This is a genomic window from Streptomyces mirabilis (assembly GCF_018310535.1).
Taxonomy (GTDB): domain Bacteria; phylum Actinomycetota; class Actinomycetes; order Streptomycetales; family Streptomycetaceae; genus Streptomyces.
On the sequence record NZ_CP074102.1, the window covers coordinates 5,175,048 to 5,190,302 of the forward strand.

Sequence of the window (15,255 nt, forward strand, 5' to 3'; positions counted from 1 at the left end):
TTGCTCATGGGTGGAACGTTGATTATTCGGCATCTTCAGTCATCTCAGGCTGTGAGTACTGCTCTTCGGGGCGTGGAAAGCTGATCATGAGTGGCGGGGGTGTCGGGCACGCTGTTGGGTGTCTGAGGGTACGGCCGATTGTTGGCTGCCTTCAGTGCCGGCCCCAGTGAACTCCGGTGGTAACCGGGGGTGATGGGTGGTTGGTCGTTGTTTGAGAACTGCACAGTGGACGCGAGCATCTGTGGCCAAGTTTTTAAGGGCGCACGGTGGATGCCTTGGCACCAGGAACCGATGAAGGACGTGGGAGGCCACGATAGTCCCCGGGGAGTCGTCAACCAGGCTTTGATCCGGGGGTTTCCGAATGGGGAAACCCGGCAGTCGTCATGGGCTGTCACCCTTGCCTGAACACATAGGGCAAGTGGAGGGAACGCGGGGAAGTGAAACATCTCAGTACCCGCAGGAAGAGAAAACAACCGTGATTCCGGGAGTAGTGGCGAGCGAAACTGGATGAGGCCAAACCATATGCGTGTGAGACCCGGCAGGGGTTGCGTATGTGGGGTTGTGGGATTTCTCTTTCACGGTCTGCCGGCCGTGAGACGAGTCAGAAACCGTTGATGTAGGCGAAGGACATGCGAAAGGTCCGGCGTAGAGGGTAAGACCCCCGTAGTCGAAACGTCAACGGCTCGTTTGAGAAACACCCAAGTAGCACGGGGCCCGAGAAATCCCGTGTGAATCTGGCGGGACCACCCGCTAAGCCTAAATATTCCCTGGTGACCGATAGCGGATAGTACCGTGAGGGAATGGTGAAAAGTACCGCGGGAGCGGAGTGAAATAGTACCTGAAACCGTGTGCCTACAAGCCGTGGGAGCGTCGCGCATTGAGTTTACTCAGTGCGTCGTGACTGCGTGCCTTTTGAAGAATGAGCCTGCGAGTTTGCGGTGTGTTGCGAGGTTAACCCGTGTGGGGAAGCCGTAGCGAAAGCGAGTCCGAATAGGGCGACATAGTAGCGCGCTCAAGACCCGAAGCGGAGTGATCTAGCCATGGGCAGGTTGAAGCGGCTGTAAGAGGTCGTGGAGGACCGAACCCACCAGGGTTGAAAACCTGGGGGATGACCTGTGGTTAGGGGTGAAAGGCCAATCAAACTCCGTGATAGCTGGTTCTCCCCGAAATGCATTTAGGTGCAGCGTCGTGTGTTTCTTGCCGGAGGTAGAGCACTGGATAGGCGATGGGCCCTACCGGGTTACTGACCTTAGCCAAACTCCGAATGCCGGTAAGTGAGAGCGCGGCAGTGAGACTGTGGGGGATAAGCTCCATGGTCGAGAGGGAAACAGCCCAGAGCATCGACTAAGGCCCCTAAGCGTACGCTAAGTGGGAAAGGATGTGGAGTCGCAGAGACAACCAGGAGGTTGGCTTAGAAGCAGCCACCCTTGAAAGAGTGCGTAATAGCTCACTGGTCTAGTGATTCCGCGCCGACAATGTAGCGGGGCTCAAGCGTACCGCCGAAGTCGTGTCATTGCAGCAATACGCCCAACGGCGGCTGTGATGGGTAGGGGAGCGTCGTGTGCCGGGTGAAGCCGCGCCGGAAGGCAGTGGTGGACGGTTCACGAGTGAGAATGCAGGCATGAGTAGCGATACACACGTGAGAAACGTGTGCGCCGATTGACTAAGGGTTCCTGGGTCAAGCTGATCTGCCCAGGGTAAGTCGGGACCTAAGGCGAGGCCGACAGGCGTAGTCGATGGATAACCGGTTGATATTCCGGTACCCGCTGTGAAGCGTCAAACATTGAACCAGGCGATGCTAAGTCCGTGAAGCCGCCCCGGAGCCTTCGGGCAAAGGGGAGTGGTGGAGCCGACGGACCAGACCTGCAGTAGGTGAGTGATGGGGTGACGCAGGAAGGTAGTCCATCCCGGGCGGTGGTTGTCCCGGGGTAAGGGTGTAGGACGTCAGGTAGGTAAATCCGCCTGGCACATAGTCTGAGACCTGATGCCGAGCCGATTGTGGTGAAGTGGATGATCCTATGCTGTCGAGAAAAGCCTCTAGCGAGTTTCATGGCGGCCCGTACCCTAAACCGACTCAGGTGGTCAGGTAGAGAATACCGAGGCGTTCGGGTGAACTATGGTTAAGGAACTCGGCAAAATGCCCCCGTAACTTCGGGAGAAGGGGGGCCATCACCGGTGATGAGTCTTGCACTCTGAGCTGGGGGTGGCCGCAGAGACCAGCGAGAAGCGACTGTTTACTAAAAACACAGGTCCGTGCGAAGCCGTAAGGCGATGTATACGGACTGACGCCTGCCCGGTGCTGGAACGTTAAGGGGACCGGTTAGTCACTCTTCGGGGTGGCGAAGCTGAGAACTTAAGCGCCAGTAAACGGCGGTGGTAACTATAACCATCCTAAGGTAGCGAAATTCCTTGTCGGGTAAGTTCCGACCTGCACGAATGGCGTAACGACTTCTCGACTGTCTCAACCATAGGCCCGGTGAAATTGCACTACGAGTAAAGATGCTCGTTTCGCGCAGCAGGACGGAAAGACCCCGGGACCTTTACTACAGTTTGATATTGGTGTTCGGTTCGGCTTGTGTAGGATAGGTGGGAGACTTTGAAGCGGCAGCGCCAGCTGTTGTGGAGTCGTCGTTGAAATACCACTCTGGTCGTGCTGGATGTCTAACCTGGGTCCGTGATCCGGATCAGGGACAGTGTCTGATGGGTAGTTTAACTGGGGCGGTTGCCTCCTAAAGAGTAACGGAGGCGCCCAAAGGTTCCCTCAGCCTGGTTGGTAATCAGGTGTTGAGTGTAAGTGCACAAGGGAGCTTGACTGTGAGACCGACGGGTCGAGCAGGGACGAAAGTCGGGACTAGTGATCCGGCGGTGGCTTGTGGAAGCGCCGTCGCTCAACGGATAAAAGGTACCCCGGGGATAACAGGCTGATCTTCCCCAAGAGTCCATATCGACGGGATGGTTTGGCACCTCGATGTCGGCTCGTCGCATCCTGGGGCTGGAGTCGGTCCCAAGGGTTGGGCTGTTCGCCCATTAAAGCGGTACGCGAGCTGGGTTTAGAACGTCGTGAGACAGTTCGGTCCCTATCCGCTGTGCGCGTAGGAATATTGAGAAGGGCTGTCCCTAGTACGAGAGGACCGGGACGGACGAACCTCTGGTGTGCCAGTTGTCCTGCCAAGGGCATGGCTGGTTGGCTACGTTCGGGAGGGATAACCGCTGAAAGCATCTAAGCGGGAAGCCTGCTTCGAGATGAGTATTCCCACCCCCTTGAGGGGTTAAGGCTCCCAGTAGACGACTGGGTTGATAGGCCGGATCTGGAAGGCGGGTAACCGCTGGAGGTGACCGGTACTAATAGGCCGAGGGCTTGTCCTCAGTTGCTCGCGTCCACTGTGTTGGTTCTGAAACCACGAACAACCCCATTCCCAGGGCCACTGGGCATGGTGCGGTAGTGACAGTTTCATAGTGTTTCGGTGGTCATAGCGTGAGGGAAACGCCCGGTTACATTCCGAACCCGGAAGCTAAGCCTCACAGCGCCGATGGTACTGCAGGGGGGACCCTGTGGGAGAGTAGGACGCCGCCGAACTCATTGTAGGGAGAACCCCCGTACCGGGAAATCGGTACGGGGGTTTTCTGCGTTCGGGATCATTTTTTGGGGCCTCTCGATTCGAGAGGCCCCCTTTTTTGTGGCGGTTACAGCCGTCCCGCTGCCTTGAGTGCCAGATACGCATCCGCGAGGGCAGGCGCCAGATTGTCCGGAACCGCGTCGACGACGGTTACTCCGTGGCGCTGAAGTTGTTCGGCCGTGCGATGGCGTTCCGTCTGGGCCTGGGCCGCGGCTGCCGCCTCGTACACCGCCTCGGCGCTTCCCCGAGCCGTAGCCATGTGCGCGATGTGCGGGTCGGCCACTGAAGCCACGAGCACTGTGTGGCGGTGGGTGAGACCGGAGAGTACGGGGAGCAGACCCTCTTCGATGGGGGCCGCGTCGAGGCTGGTCAGCAACACGATCAGGGAGCGGCGAGGGGCCGTACGGAGGGCGGTGGCGGTGAGGCCGCGGGCGTCCGTTTCGACTAGCTCCGGCTCCAGGGTCGCCATCGCGTTGACCAGGGAAGGGAGGACGTCGCGGGCTGAGCGGCCCTGGACCAGGGCGCGTACCCGGCGGTCGTAGGCGAGGAGGTCCACGCGGTCGCCGGCCCGGGAGGCCAGGGCGGCCAGGAGGAGTGCCGCGTCCATGGAGGCGTCGAGGCGCGGGGCATCGCCCACACGGCCGGCCGAGGTTCGGCCCGTGTCGAGGACCAGAAGGATGTGGCGGTCGCGCTCGGGACGCCAGGTACGCACGGCGACCGTGGTCTGGCGGGCCGTGGCACGCCAGTCGATGGAGCGGGTGTCGTCGCCGGGGACGTACTCGCGCAGGCTGTCGAATTCCGTGCCCTCGCCGCGGGTCAGGACGCTGGTGCGGCCGTCGAGTTCGCGTAGGCGGGCCAGTTTGGAGGGAAGGTGCTTGCGGCTGGTGAACGGTGGCAGGACTCGTACGGTCCAGGGCACCTTGTGGCTGCCCTGGCGGGAGAAGAGACCGAGGGGGCCGTACGAGCGGATGGTGACGCGGTCCGCCTGGCGGTCGCCGCGCCGGGTGGGGCGTAGGCGGGTGGTGAGGCGTCGACGCTCGCCGGCGGGGACCGTCAGGCGGTGACGGGAGGCGGCCATCTCGGTGCCCGGCTCCCAGCTGCTGGGAGGCCAGGCGTCACGGAGGCGGGCACGCAGGAGGCGGCCGGAGGGGTTGGTGACGGTCAGGGCGACATCGGCGGTTTCGCCGAGGCGTACGGAAGTGTCGCCGGAGCGGGCCAGGCCGAGACGGCGTACGGGTGCGGCCAGGGCGGCGTCGCAGGCGCAGGCCAGGGCCAGGGGAGCGTTCACGGCGAGGATGCCCGCCCAACTCGGCTCCCAGATGCCGACGGGGAGTGTGCCGAGGGCCGCCAGCAGGGCGGCGCGTCCGGTGGGTGCCATCAGCGGGGGACAGGGACGTGGGCGAGGATCGCGTTGATGACCGAGTCGGCCGTCACGCCTTCCATCTCGGCCTCGGGGCGGAGCTGGATGCGGTGGCGGAGGGTGGGCAGGGCCAGCGCCTTCACGTCGTCGGGGATGACGTAGTCGCGGCCGGTCAGCCAGGCCCAGGCGCGGGCGGTGGCGAGGAGGGCGGTCGCGCCGCGCGGGGAGACGCCGAGGGTGAGGGACGGTGATTCGCGGGTGGCGCGGCAGATGTCGACGACGTAGCCGGTGATTTCGGGGGAGACCGATGTCTTGGCCACGGCGGCGCGGGCGGCTTCCAGGTCGGCCGGGCCCGCCACGGGGCGTAGGCCGGCGGCGCGCAGGTCGCGCGGGTTGAAGCCCTCGGCGTGCCGGGTGAGGACGTCGATCTCGTCCTGACGGGACGGCAGAGGGATCGTCAGTTTCAGGAGGAAGCGGTCCAGTTGGGCTTCGGGCAGAGGATACGTTCCCTCGTACTCGACCGGGTTCTGGGTCGCGGCGACCAGGAAGGGCTCCGGGAGCGGGCGGGGGGTGCCGTCGACCGTGACTTGACGTTCCTCCATCGCTTCGAGGAGGGACGACTGGGTCTTGGGCGGGGTGCGGTTGATCTCGTCGGCCAGCAGGAGGTTCGTGAAGACCGGGCCGGGCTGGAACGAGAACTCGGCGGTGCGGGCGTCGTAGACGAGAGAGCCGGTGATGTCGCTCGGCATCAGGTCGGGAGTGAACTGGACGCGCTTGGTGTCGAGTTCGAGCGCGGATGCGAGCGCGCGGACGAGCAACGTTTTGGCGACTCCGGGGACTCCTTCTAGTAGAACGTGTCCGCGGCAGAGGAGGGCGACGACGAGGCCGGTCACGGCGGGGTCCTGGCCGACCACGGCTTTGGCGATCTCGGCGCGCAGGGCTTCCAGGGAGGAGCGGGCGGCGCCCGGATCCCCGGCGTACCCGGCGTTGTCAGTGGTCGGGGCCATCATGAACGGCGTACCTCTCTTTCGAGGGCGTCGAGTTGGTCGGCGAGGGAGACGAGGGCCGCGTCGTCGCTGGGCGGCGGGCCGAAGAGGAGGGTGTGCAGGGCCTGTCCGTCGCCGTTGAGGCGGGTGGACAGGGCGGGGAGCAGCGCCTCGGGCGCGTGCGCCTGGGCGGGGGACACACCGATGAGGGGGGCGAGTCGGGTGCGGGTGGTGGAGCGCAGAGCGGCGGCCGCACGGTCGCGGGCGTTGGCCTTGCGGTAGAGGCGGGCGCGGCCTTCGACGGTTTCGGAGGCGCGGATCGCGACGGGGAGGCGTTCGGGTACGAGGGGGCCGAGTCGGCGTGCCCGCCAGAGGGCGGCCAGGCCTGCCGCGATGAAGAGCTGAAGGGTGCCCCAGAGCCAGCCTGAGGGGAGCAGGTCGAAGAAGGTCTTTTTGCCCGCGTCGGTGGCCGAGGTGTCGGAGAGGGAGGGGAGGTACCAGACCAAGTGGGGGCGGGAACCGAGCAGTTGGAGGGCGAGCGAGGCGTTGCCCTGCTTGTCGAGACGGTTGTTGTAGAGGATGTCGGGGGCGCCGATGACGACGGTGTCGCCGTTCCCGGTGGCCGCCGGGACGCGCAGCAGGGTGGGCAGGCCGTCGCTGGGGTAGCAGACGTCGGCGCCGAGGTCGCCGGTGCTGTAGCGGATGCCGCCGGTGTCGGCGCTGCCCGCGCGGCGGGCGGCGGGCAGGTCGCAGCCAGGGGAGAGCGTCGAGTCGAAGCTGATCGCGGGATCGGCGGTGACTCCGGGGGCGAGGGTGCCGAGGGAGGGCGAGTCGGGGGCGATCAGGATCGTGCGGCCGCCGGAGTTCTTGGTCGCCGCGCGGAGGCCGGCCTGCTGATGGTCGGTCAGCAGGTCCGGGGCGGCGACGAGGAGGGTGGTGTCGGCGCCGGCGGCGGCGCGGGCCTCGTCCAGGGTGGTGACCACGCGCGTGGAGACCCCGCGGTCGCGGAGGAGTTCAGCGGTGGCGCGGCTGCCGTAGGGGTCGGCGGAGCGTGGGTCGAGGCGGCCGTGCTGGGCGCCGGAGCGGATCGCGGCGATCGCGACGGCGGCCGCCAGCAGGATCACGACGGCGAGGACGATGCCTCGGGTGCGGGTCCACACCTGGCGGGCGGTGGGCGAGGCCGAGGTGGACGTGAGGGTGGCCTCGGTCATGAGGCGGCCCCCTGGCGGCTGTTGTGGTCCGTGCTCTGGGCGCTGCTGGTGAGTACGGGTTTGGTGCGCTCGAGGTTGCGGTCGAGTTCGGTGAGGCGGTGGTATGTGTCGGAGCTCGCGGACCGGCCGCCGTATGTGACGTCGTCGAAGTCCCGGGCGGCGGCGCGCAGTCGGTCCGTGTGGGAGGGCAGTGTGCGGCCCGCTTCGGCGGCGGCCTCGTCCGCGGTGCGGCCGGGGCGTGGGTCGAGCAGGGCGCGCTCCTCGAGGGAGCGCACGACGGCGCGCATGCGTTCCTGGACGGCTTGGTTCCAGTGGCCCTGGGCGGCGTGCGCTTCGGCGGCCGCGCGGTGTTCGGCGGCGCTGCGGGGGCGGTCGTCGAAGAGTGCGGCGGAGGAGGTGGGGGTGCGGTGCGGGGTGCCGAGGCGCCACCAGAGGGCGGCCACGACCGCCAGCACCGCCACCACGATGACGACAAGTCCGAGTGTGCCGCCGGGAGTCGCTGTGGAGGCGGCGCTGAACAGTTTGTCGACCCAGTCCCAGAAGGCGTTCAGAGCGCGTTGCACCGGGCTGGGATCGTTCTCGTGGTACATCCGTTTGGACAGTTCGCGCTTGGCCGCTTCCCGCGCGGGGTCGCGCGGGATCGTCACCGGTGGTTCGTCGTCGCGCGGTAGCGCGAGTACGGCCGTGGCGCCGGTGTGCGGCAGTGCCAGTACCGCTGTGAGAACTCCCCCCGCCGGACTCACCGCATCAGCTCCCCGGAGTGGTGCCGGGGGTGCTGGAGCCGTAGTCCTGGACACCGGCGGCGCGGGCCAGGTCGAGGTCGAGGGCCTCGCGGCGGATGCGCTGGTCGATGTAGAGGAGCACGGTGACGCCCGCGGAGATCGGGAAGGTGATCATGGAGCCGATCACCGAACCGATTCCGCTGACGATGAGGAACGTCCAGCCGGTGCTTCCGCCGCTGCTCAGGAAACCGGCGACGCCGTCGCCGCTCAGGGCGGAGGCGATGAGGGCGAAGGGGATCACGACGATCGACGCCACGATGTTGGCGATGATCGTGGCGAGCAGCTGGATGCCGAAGACTCGCCACCAGGAGCCGCGGACGAGCTTCGCGGAGCGGCTCATCGACTTCAGGACGCCCTGCTTCTCCAGCATCAGGGCGGGCGAGGCGAGCGAGAAGCGGATCATCAGCCAGAGGGCGACGACACCCGCGCCGAGCCCGCCGAGGACCGCGAGCGCGGCGCCCGCGCTGTTCGAGCCGGCGATGGCGACGAGCAGGCCGGGAAGAGTGCCGACGGTGATGATCGCGACAGCGATGAGCGGAAGCAGGAAGGTCAGGGCGAACAGCTTCGGCAGCCGGGGTCTGGCCTCGCGCCAGGCCTCGGCGGTGTTCACCGGCTTGCCGAGTACCGCGCGGCTGGTCACGGAGGTGAGCAGGGCCGTGGCGACGATGGTGCCGAGCAGGCCGATGAGCACGACGACGCCGGAGCTCAGCAGGGTGTCGCCCAGGGCGCGGCTCAGCTCGCCGGCGGTGGCGCTCGGGTCGTTGAGGACGTCCGTGCTCGCGCTGTCGTCCAGGACCAGGCCCTGGAGCAGGATGACCGCGATCTGTGTGACGACGGCGACGGTGAGCGAGATGCCGAGGACGGTGCGCCAGTAGGTCCGCATCGTGGAGACCGCGCCGTCGAGGATCTCGCCGACGCCGAGCGGGCGCAGGGGGATCACGCCGGGCTTGGCGGCGGGCGGCGGACCGCCCCAGTTGCCGCCCCAGCCACCGGGACCTCCTGGGCCACCGTAGCCACGGCCGGGGCCTCCCCAGCCGCCGTAGCCTCCGCCCTGGCCTCCGTGGCCGCCCGCACCCGGGGGCTGCTGACCGCCCCAGCCGGAGCCGGGGGGCGGTGGCGGCGGGGCCTGGCCGGGGCCCTGTGGGCTGGGAGCGGACCACTGGCCGGGCGGGGGCTGCTCTTTGGACCACTTAGAGGGCGGCTCCGGCTGGTTCGTGCCACCTTGGTCCGCGGGCTGCTCCGGGGGCTCGGCGGTGCCGGAGTTGTCCGGCTCCTGCCCGTCGGAGGGGGCAGATCCGGGCGAGGCCCAGCCCGGAGTGTCTTTCATCGTCGCTCCTTCACGGTGCCCGTCCGCGGTCGCGGCGGCAGGTTGGCAGCCATCGTGCCACGGTGTGCCCGGCATGGGACCGGCCCCCGTATGAGGTGGACACCTTCAATTGTCCGCCTGCTACGGGGCAGACTGGGCGGATGGCTGATCAGTACGCGCAATTCCGCGATGGCGACGGGCCACTGGAGATACCGGCGATCCGCTGGGACGAGCCGCCCGAAGGGCCGGTGCTGGTCCTTCTCGACCAGACACGGTTGCCGGCCGAGGAAGTTGAGCTGGTGTGCACGGACGCTCCCGCGCTGGTGGAGGCGATCCGCACGCTGGCCGTGCGAGGGGCGCCGTTGCTGGGTATCGCCGGGGCGTACGGAGTCGCGCTCGCCGCCGCGCGCGGCTTCGACGTGGACGATGCCGCCCAGGCGCTGGCGGGCGCCCGGCCCACCGCGGTGAACCTGGCTGTCGGTGTGCGCCGGGCGCAGACGGCGTACCGTGCCGCGCTCTCCGGCACCGGTGATCAGCGGCAGGCTGCCGAGGCGGCGCTCGAAGCGGCGCGGGCGCTGCACCGTGAGGATGCCGCGGCCAGCGCACGGATGGCCGAGCACGGGTTGGCGCTGCTCGACGAGCTGCTGCCGGGTGGCGGGCACCGGATTCTGACCCATTGCAACACCGGGGCGTTGGTGTCCGGTGGGGAGGGCACGGCCTTCGCGGTGGCCCTCGCGGCGCATCGGGCGGGGCAGCTGCGGAGGCTGTGGGTGGACGAAACGCGTCCGTTGCTGCAAGGTGCTCGCCTGACGGCTTACGAGGCGGCGCGCAACGGAATGGCGTACACCTTGCTCACGGACAACGCGGCGGGATCACTGTTCGCGGCGGGGGAGGTGGACGCGGTGCTCATCGGGGCCGATCGGATCGCTGCCGACGGTTCGGTGGCGAACAAGGTGGGGAGCTACCCGCTCGCGGTGCTGGCCCGGTATCACCATGTGCCGTTCATCGTGGTGGCGCCGGTGACGACGGTGGACCCGGACACCCCGGACGGAGCATCCATCGAGGTCGAGCAGCGCCCCGGTCATGAAGTGACCGAGGTCACAGCACCCCAGGTGCCTGTGGCGGGAGTGGAAGCGGGAGGCGGGATACCGGTGGCACCCCTGGGGACCCAGGCGTACAACCCGGCATTCGATGTGACGCCCCCCGAGTTGGTGACGGCGATCGTGACCGAAGAGGGCGCTGTGTCGCCCGTGACAGCTGAGGCACTCGCTGAGCTGTGTGACAGGTCACGCCAGGTAACGATTTAGTTAATGGGATGATGTCGTTTATGAAGGGACGAGTCCTTGTCGTCGATGACGACACCGCACTGGCCGAGATGCTCGGCATTGTGTTGCGTGGTGAAGGTTTTGAGCCGTCTTTCGTAGCCGACGGCGACAAGGCGCTGGCCGCTTTCCGTGAGACCAAGCCCGATCTGGTGCTCCTGGACCTGATGCTTCCCGGCCGGGACGGTATCGAGGTGTGCCGCCTGATCAGGGCGGAGTCCGGGGTGCCGATCGTGATGCTCACCGCGAAGAGCGACACCGTCGATGTCGTGGTCGGCCTCGAGTCGGGCGCCGACGACTACATCGTGAAGCCGTTCAAGCCAAAGGAGCTGGTGGCACGGATCAGGGCGCGGCTGCGGCGTTCCGAGGAACCGGCGCCCGAGCAGCTGGCCATCGGCGATCTTGTGATCGATGTGGCCGGTCACTCTGTGAAGCGGGAAGGGCAGTCGATCGCCCTGACGCCGCTGGAGTTCGATCTGCTGGTGGCACTGGCCCGCAAGCCGTGGCAGGTGTTCACGCGGGAGGTGCTCCTCGAACAGGTGTGGGGCTACCGACACGCGGCGGACACCCGCCTTGTCAACGTCCATGTCCAGCGGCTGCGCTCCAAGGTCGAGAAAGATCCGGAGCGGCCGGAGATCGTGGTGACCGTCCGTGGTGTCGGTTACAAGGCCGGACCGAGCTGACATGTCCCGGGACAGTGCCGCTTCGGCGCCCGGTGAGTCGGGGGTCCGTTCGGGGCGGCCTGTCGGCCGGAAGGTGACGGGCTCCCGTTGGGGACGTTTCTTGGAGGGCGGGCTGCTGCAGGGCGGAGTTCAGGGCAGCCCGGTCCTTCGGTTGTTCATGCGCTGGGTGCGCCGTCCGTTGCTGCCCGTGATGCGGCTGTGGCGGCGCAACATCCAGCTCAAGATCGTTGTGACGACGCTGCTGATGTCGCTGGGTGTCGTGCTGCTGCTCGGCTTCGTGGTCATCGGGCAGGTGCGCAACGGTCTGCTGGACGCCAAGGTGAAGGCCTCCCAGAGTCAGGCCACGGGTGGTTTCTCGGTGGCCAAGCAGAAGGCGGACGCGGCCGCGACGGCCAACGGCGACGACGGTTCGAGTGCGGACGGCCGTCCGTCCAAGAACGTCAGCCAGTGGATGAACGACCTCGTCGTCTCCCTTTCCAGTGGCGGCCAGGGCGCCTTCGACGTGGTGACGCTCAGCTCCACCGTGGCGGGCAACGGCGGTGCCGGGCGGGGTCCGCGTTCCTCGGGCGACGTCGATCCGACGCTGAGCATCCCGGAGGCCCTGCGCGCCCGCATCGACAGCAACACGATGGCGGCCCAGAGCTACACCAGGGTCGTCTACAAGGACGGCACGGAGTCGCAGGCCGCGCTGGTCATCGGCAAGCAGGTCCTCGACCCCAACGGAGACTCGTACCAGCTCTACTACCTCTTCCCGCTGACGCAGGAGGAGAAGTCGCTGAGCCTGGTCAAGGGGACGCTCGCGACGGCTGGACTGTTCGTCGTGGTGCTTCTGGGGGCCATCGCCTGGCTCGTGGTGCGCCAGGTCGTCACTCCGGTGCGGATGGCGGCCGGGATCGCCGAGCGGCTCTCCGCCGGGCGCCTGCAGGAACGAATGAAGGTCACCGGCGAGGACGACATCGCGCGGCTCGGCGAGGCCTTCAACAAGATGGCGCAGAACCTTCAGCTGAAGATCCAGCAGCTGGAGGACCTGTCGCGGATGCAGCGCCGGTTCGTGTCCGACGTGTCGCACGAGCTGCGTACGCCGCTCACGACCGTCCGGATGGCGGCCGACGTCATCCATGACGCGCGCGTGGACTTCGATCCGGTGACCGCTCGGTCGGCCGAGCTGCTCGCCGATCAGCTGGACCGGTTCGAGACGCTGCTCGCGGACCTGCTGGAGATCAGCCGGTTCGACGCGGGCGCGGCGGCGCTGGAGGCCGACGCGATAGACCTCCGGGAAGTCGTACGGCGTGTCGTCAGCGGGGCCGAGCCGCTCGCCGAGCGCAAGGGCTCGCAGATACGCGTGGTCGGCGACCAGCAGCCTGTGGTCGCCGAGGCGGATGCCCGGCGGGTGGAGCGGGTGCTGCGCAACCTGGTCGTCAACGCCGTGGAGCACGGCGACGGCAAGGAAGTGGTGGTCAAGCTCGCCGTGGCGGGCGGGGCGGTCGCCATCGCGGTGCGCGACTACGGCGTAGGCCTCAAGCCCGGCGAGGCGACCCGGGTCTTCAGCCGCTTCTGGCGTGCCGACCCGGCACGCGCGCGTACCACCGGCGGCACGGGGCTCGGGCTGTCCATCGCCCTGGAGGATGCCCGGCTGCACGGCGGCTGGCTGCAGGCGTGGGGTGAGCCGGGCGGCGGTTCGCAGTTCCGGCTGACGCTGCCGCGGACCGCGGACGAGCCGCTGCGAGGGTCTCCGATACCCCTGGAGCCCATGGACTCACGGCGTAATCGTGGACTTAATGACGCGGGACTGCCCTCCGGCGGCGGCGACAAGCTCGCCACGGTGCCGATGCAGGCCGCCGGCGGGAAGGCGGCACCGCCGATGCAGCGGACGTCCGTGGTGCCGCGACTGGCCGGGGCGTCGCCCACGGCCGATCCGACGGCACTGCCGGGCAACGGCGCGCGCGTGGTGCCGAGGCCCTCCGGGGCCGTGCGGCGGCCGGACGACATGCCTGCCGGAGGTGGGGAGCGGACCGTGCAGGAGCGTGGCCGGGACGGTGACGGGCCTGAAGGACTGGGACAAGGAGAGCCCGAGGAACTCGGGCAAGGGGAGGCATTTCGTGGGCGCTGACCGCGAGGGGAGCGGCCGTCTGCGTCCTGCGCGTGTGGGGGTGTACATCGGTTGCGGCGCACTGCTGCTGACCGGGTGTGCCTCGATGCCGGACAGTGGGGATCTGCGCGGGGTCGAGTCGACGCCGAGGCAGGACTCGCAGGTCCGCGTCTTCGCGCTGCCGCCGCGCGAGAACGCTCCGCCGGCGGAGATAGTGCAGGGCTTCCTGGAGGCGCTGACCAGTGACGACGCGCAGTATGAGACGGCGCGCAAGTATCTGACGGCGAGCGCCCGCAAGGCGTGGGATCCGTACCGCTCCACGACCGTCCTCGCGGACGGCCCCAACCCCGAGTCGGAGCGCTTGGGCAACAGGGAGGGCGACGACTCGTACACGCTGTCCGGCAGCAAGGTCGCCACGGTGGACGAACAGCACGCGTACGCGCCGGACGCCGGTTCGTACCGGACGACGGTGCACCTCACGCTGCAGAAGGACACCAAGCAGTGGCGTATCGACGCGCTGCCGCAGGGCGTGGTGATGGGCAACTCCGACTTCCAGCGCAACTACGTGTCCGTCAACAAGTACTACTTCGCCTCCAATGTGCCCTCCGGGTCGGGCGGACTGCTGGGGACCGTCGCCGATCCCGTCTATGTGCGGGACAAGGTGGACCCGATGACGGAGATGGTCCGATCACTCCTGAAGGGGCCCACACGCTGGCTGGATCCGGTGGTGACGTCGAGCTTCCCCTCCGACACGGAGTTGAAGAAGGGCGTCACGTCGTTGTCGCCCGACGACCGCAACAGGGTGACGGTTCCGCTGAACAAGAAGGCCGACCGGGTCGGAGAGACCCAGTGCGACAAGATGGCCACCCAGATCCTCTTCACGCTCCAGGATCTGACGCCCACGGGCGTCGACGAGGTGGAGCTGCAGCGGTCGAACGGTTCGCAGTTGTGCGTGGTCACCAAGAGCCGGGCACAGACCATCGCTTCGCACGGCACGGCCAAGCACCCCGAGTACGAGTACTTCATCGACGGCAAGCAGCGGCTCGTACGGCTGCCCAGCGCCAACAGTGACAAGCAGCCCGAGCCGGTGCCCGGTGCGCTGGGAGTGGGCGACAAGAAGCTGCGGTCGGCCGCGGTGTCGCGGAGCGAGGACAGCGCGGCCGGTGTGTCGGCCGACGGGAGTTCGCTGTACGTCGGATCGCTGGTGTCGGGCGCCTCGCTGGGGGACGCGGTGCTGCACAGCCAGGGGGCGACGGCGGACGACCGGCTGACGACGCCCAGTTGGGACGGACAGGGCGACCTGTGGGTGGCCGACCGCGATCCGAAGAACCAACGGCTGCTCCTGCTGGAGAAGGGCGCGGGTACTCCGCTGGCGGTCACCGCGCCGGGTATCGACGGCCGTGTCCAGGCGGTGCGGGTGGCCGCCGACGGGGTGCGGATCGCGCTGATCGTGCAGAAGGACGGCAAGAGCTCACTGCAGATCGGGCGCATCCAGCGCGACACCAAGACCGGCGGACGGCCCCTCATCTCGATCCTCGAGCTGCGCTCCGTGGCGCCGCAGCTGGAGGAGGTCACCGCCATGTCGTGGGCCGGGGACAGCCGGCTCGTCGTCGTCGGGCGCGAGTCCGGTGGGGTGCAGCAGATGCGCTACGTCCAGGTCGACGGCTCCACTGCGGTGGGTGCCGCGCCCTCCGCGCTGACGGGGGTGAAGGAGGTCGCCGCGTCCGAGGACGAACGACTGCCACTGGTGGCGCACTCGGAGGAGGACGGGATCGTGCGGCTGTCGTCTGGGGAGCAGTGGCAGAAGATCGTCAAGGACGGCACGGCACCGGTCTATCCCGGGTAGGGACCTTCTTCATCCCGGGTAGGGACTCGCCGGGCCTCCCTTTTCGGGCAGGC

At 67.7% G+C, this 15,255-nt stretch carries 9 protein-coding genes and 2 rRNA genes; 6 read left to right on the top strand and 5 right to left on the bottom strand.

Annotated elements, in window-relative coordinates; all coding sequences use genetic code 11:
• Positions 1 to 243: 243 nt before the first annotated feature.
• Positions 244 to 3,366: ribosomal RNA gene (locus SMIR_RS22950) — 23S ribosomal RNA — on the top strand.
• A gap of 94 nt (positions 3,367 to 3,460) precedes the next feature.
• Positions 3,461 to 3,577: ribosomal RNA gene (gene rrf / locus SMIR_RS22955) — 5S ribosomal RNA — on the top strand.
• A gap of 107 nt (positions 3,578 to 3,684) precedes the next feature.
• Here the strand turns inward: rrf and SMIR_RS22960 are convergent.
• From SMIR_RS22960 to SMIR_RS22980, 5 genes are read right to left on the bottom strand one after another with little or no spacing between them, the layout of a single operon-like run.
• Positions 3,685 to 4,995, bottom strand: a complete 1,311-nt coding sequence (locus SMIR_RS22960) for a DUF58 domain-containing protein (RefSeq protein WP_168492199.1) — start codon at positions 4,993 to 4,995, stop codon at positions 3,685 to 3,687.
• Positions 4,995 to 5,984 (bottom strand): AAA family ATPase, encoded by a 990-nt coding sequence (locus SMIR_RS22965; RefSeq protein WP_212728391.1) that lies wholly within the window; start codon positions 5,982 to 5,984, stop codon positions 4,995 to 4,997. Before SMIR_RS22965 ends, SMIR_RS22960 begins: the two co-directional genes overlap by 1 nt.
• On the bottom strand, positions 5,984 to 7,174 hold the full coding sequence (locus SMIR_RS22970; RefSeq protein WP_168492195.1) for a DUF4350 domain-containing protein: 1,191 nt from the start codon (positions 7,172 to 7,174) through the stop codon (positions 5,984 to 5,986). Before SMIR_RS22970 ends, SMIR_RS22965 begins: the two co-directional genes overlap by 1 nt.
• Positions 7,171 to 7,917 (bottom strand): DUF4129 domain-containing protein, encoded by a 747-nt coding sequence (locus SMIR_RS22975; RefSeq protein ID WP_168492193.1) that lies wholly within the window; start codon positions 7,915 to 7,917, stop codon positions 7,171 to 7,173. Before SMIR_RS22975 ends, SMIR_RS22970 begins: the two co-directional genes overlap by 4 nt.
• Positions 7,918 to 7,921: 4 nt before the next feature.
• A complete protein-coding gene (locus SMIR_RS22980; RefSeq protein ID WP_168492191.1) occupies positions 7,922 to 9,283 on the bottom strand; it encodes a DUF7847 domain-containing protein in 1,362 nt (453 codons plus the stop codon).
• A gap of 140 nt (positions 9,284 to 9,423) precedes the next feature.
• On the opposite strand from SMIR_RS22980, the gene mtnA reads away from it, so the two are divergent.
• Genes mtnA through SMIR_RS23000 form a run of 4 tightly spaced genes read left to right on the top strand, consistent with a single transcriptional unit; the run spans position 9,424 to position 15,202 of the window.
• Positions 9,424 to 10,569: an S-methyl-5-thioribose-1-phosphate isomerase gene (mtnA, locus tag SMIR_RS22985; protein ID WP_168492189.1), complete on the top strand. Its 1,146-nt coding sequence runs from the start codon at positions 9,424 to 9,426 to the stop codon at positions 10,567 to 10,569.
• Positions 10,570 to 10,577: 8 nt separating this feature from the next.
• Positions 10,578 to 11,267 carry a two-component system response regulator MtrA gene (mtrA, locus tag SMIR_RS22990; RefSeq protein ID WP_150136091.1) on the top strand — a complete coding sequence of 230 codons (690 nt, stop codon included), beginning with the start codon at positions 10,578 to 10,580 and terminating at the stop codon, positions 11,265 to 11,267.
• A 1-nt stretch (position 11,268) separates the two neighbouring features.
• A complete protein-coding gene (gene mtrB, locus SMIR_RS22995) occupies positions 11,269 to 13,377 on the top strand; it encodes an MtrAB system histidine kinase MtrB (RefSeq protein WP_168492186.1) in 2,109 nt (702 codons plus the stop codon).
• Positions 13,367 to 15,202: an LpqB family beta-propeller domain-containing protein gene (locus SMIR_RS23000; RefSeq protein ID WP_212727311.1), complete on the top strand. Its 1,836-nt coding sequence runs from the start codon at positions 13,367 to 13,369 to the stop codon at positions 15,200 to 15,202. Before mtrB ends, SMIR_RS23000 begins: the two co-directional genes overlap by 11 nt.
• Positions 15,203 to 15,255: the final 53 nt, after the last annotated feature.

Bases quoted from the DNA above. Each gene is read 5' to 3' on its own strand.
- SMIR_RS22960 (WP_168492199.1), bottom strand. From the start codon at position 4,995: ATGGCACCCACCGGACGCGCCGCCCTGCTGGCGGCCCTCGGCACACTC.
- SMIR_RS22965 (WP_212728391.1), bottom strand. From the start codon at position 5,984: ATGGCCCCGACCACTGACAACGCCGGGTACGCCGGGGATCCGGGCGCC.
- SMIR_RS22970 (WP_168492195.1), bottom strand. From the start codon at position 7,174: ATGACCGAGGCCACCCTCACGTCCACCTCGGCCTCGCCCACCGCCCGC.
- SMIR_RS22980 (WP_168492191.1), bottom strand. From the start codon at position 9,283: ATGAAAGACACTCCGGGCTGGGCCTCGCCCGGATCTGCCCCCTCCGAC.
- mtnA (WP_168492189.1), top strand. From the start codon at position 9,424: ATGGCTGATCAGTACGCGCAATTCCGCGATGGCGACGGGCCACTGGAG.
- mtrA (WP_150136091.1), top strand. From the start codon at position 10,578: ATGATGTCGTTTATGAAGGGACGAGTCCTTGTCGTCGATGACGACACC.
- mtrB (WP_168492186.1), top strand. From the start codon at position 11,269: ATGTCCCGGGACAGTGCCGCTTCGGCGCCCGGTGAGTCGGGGGTCCGT.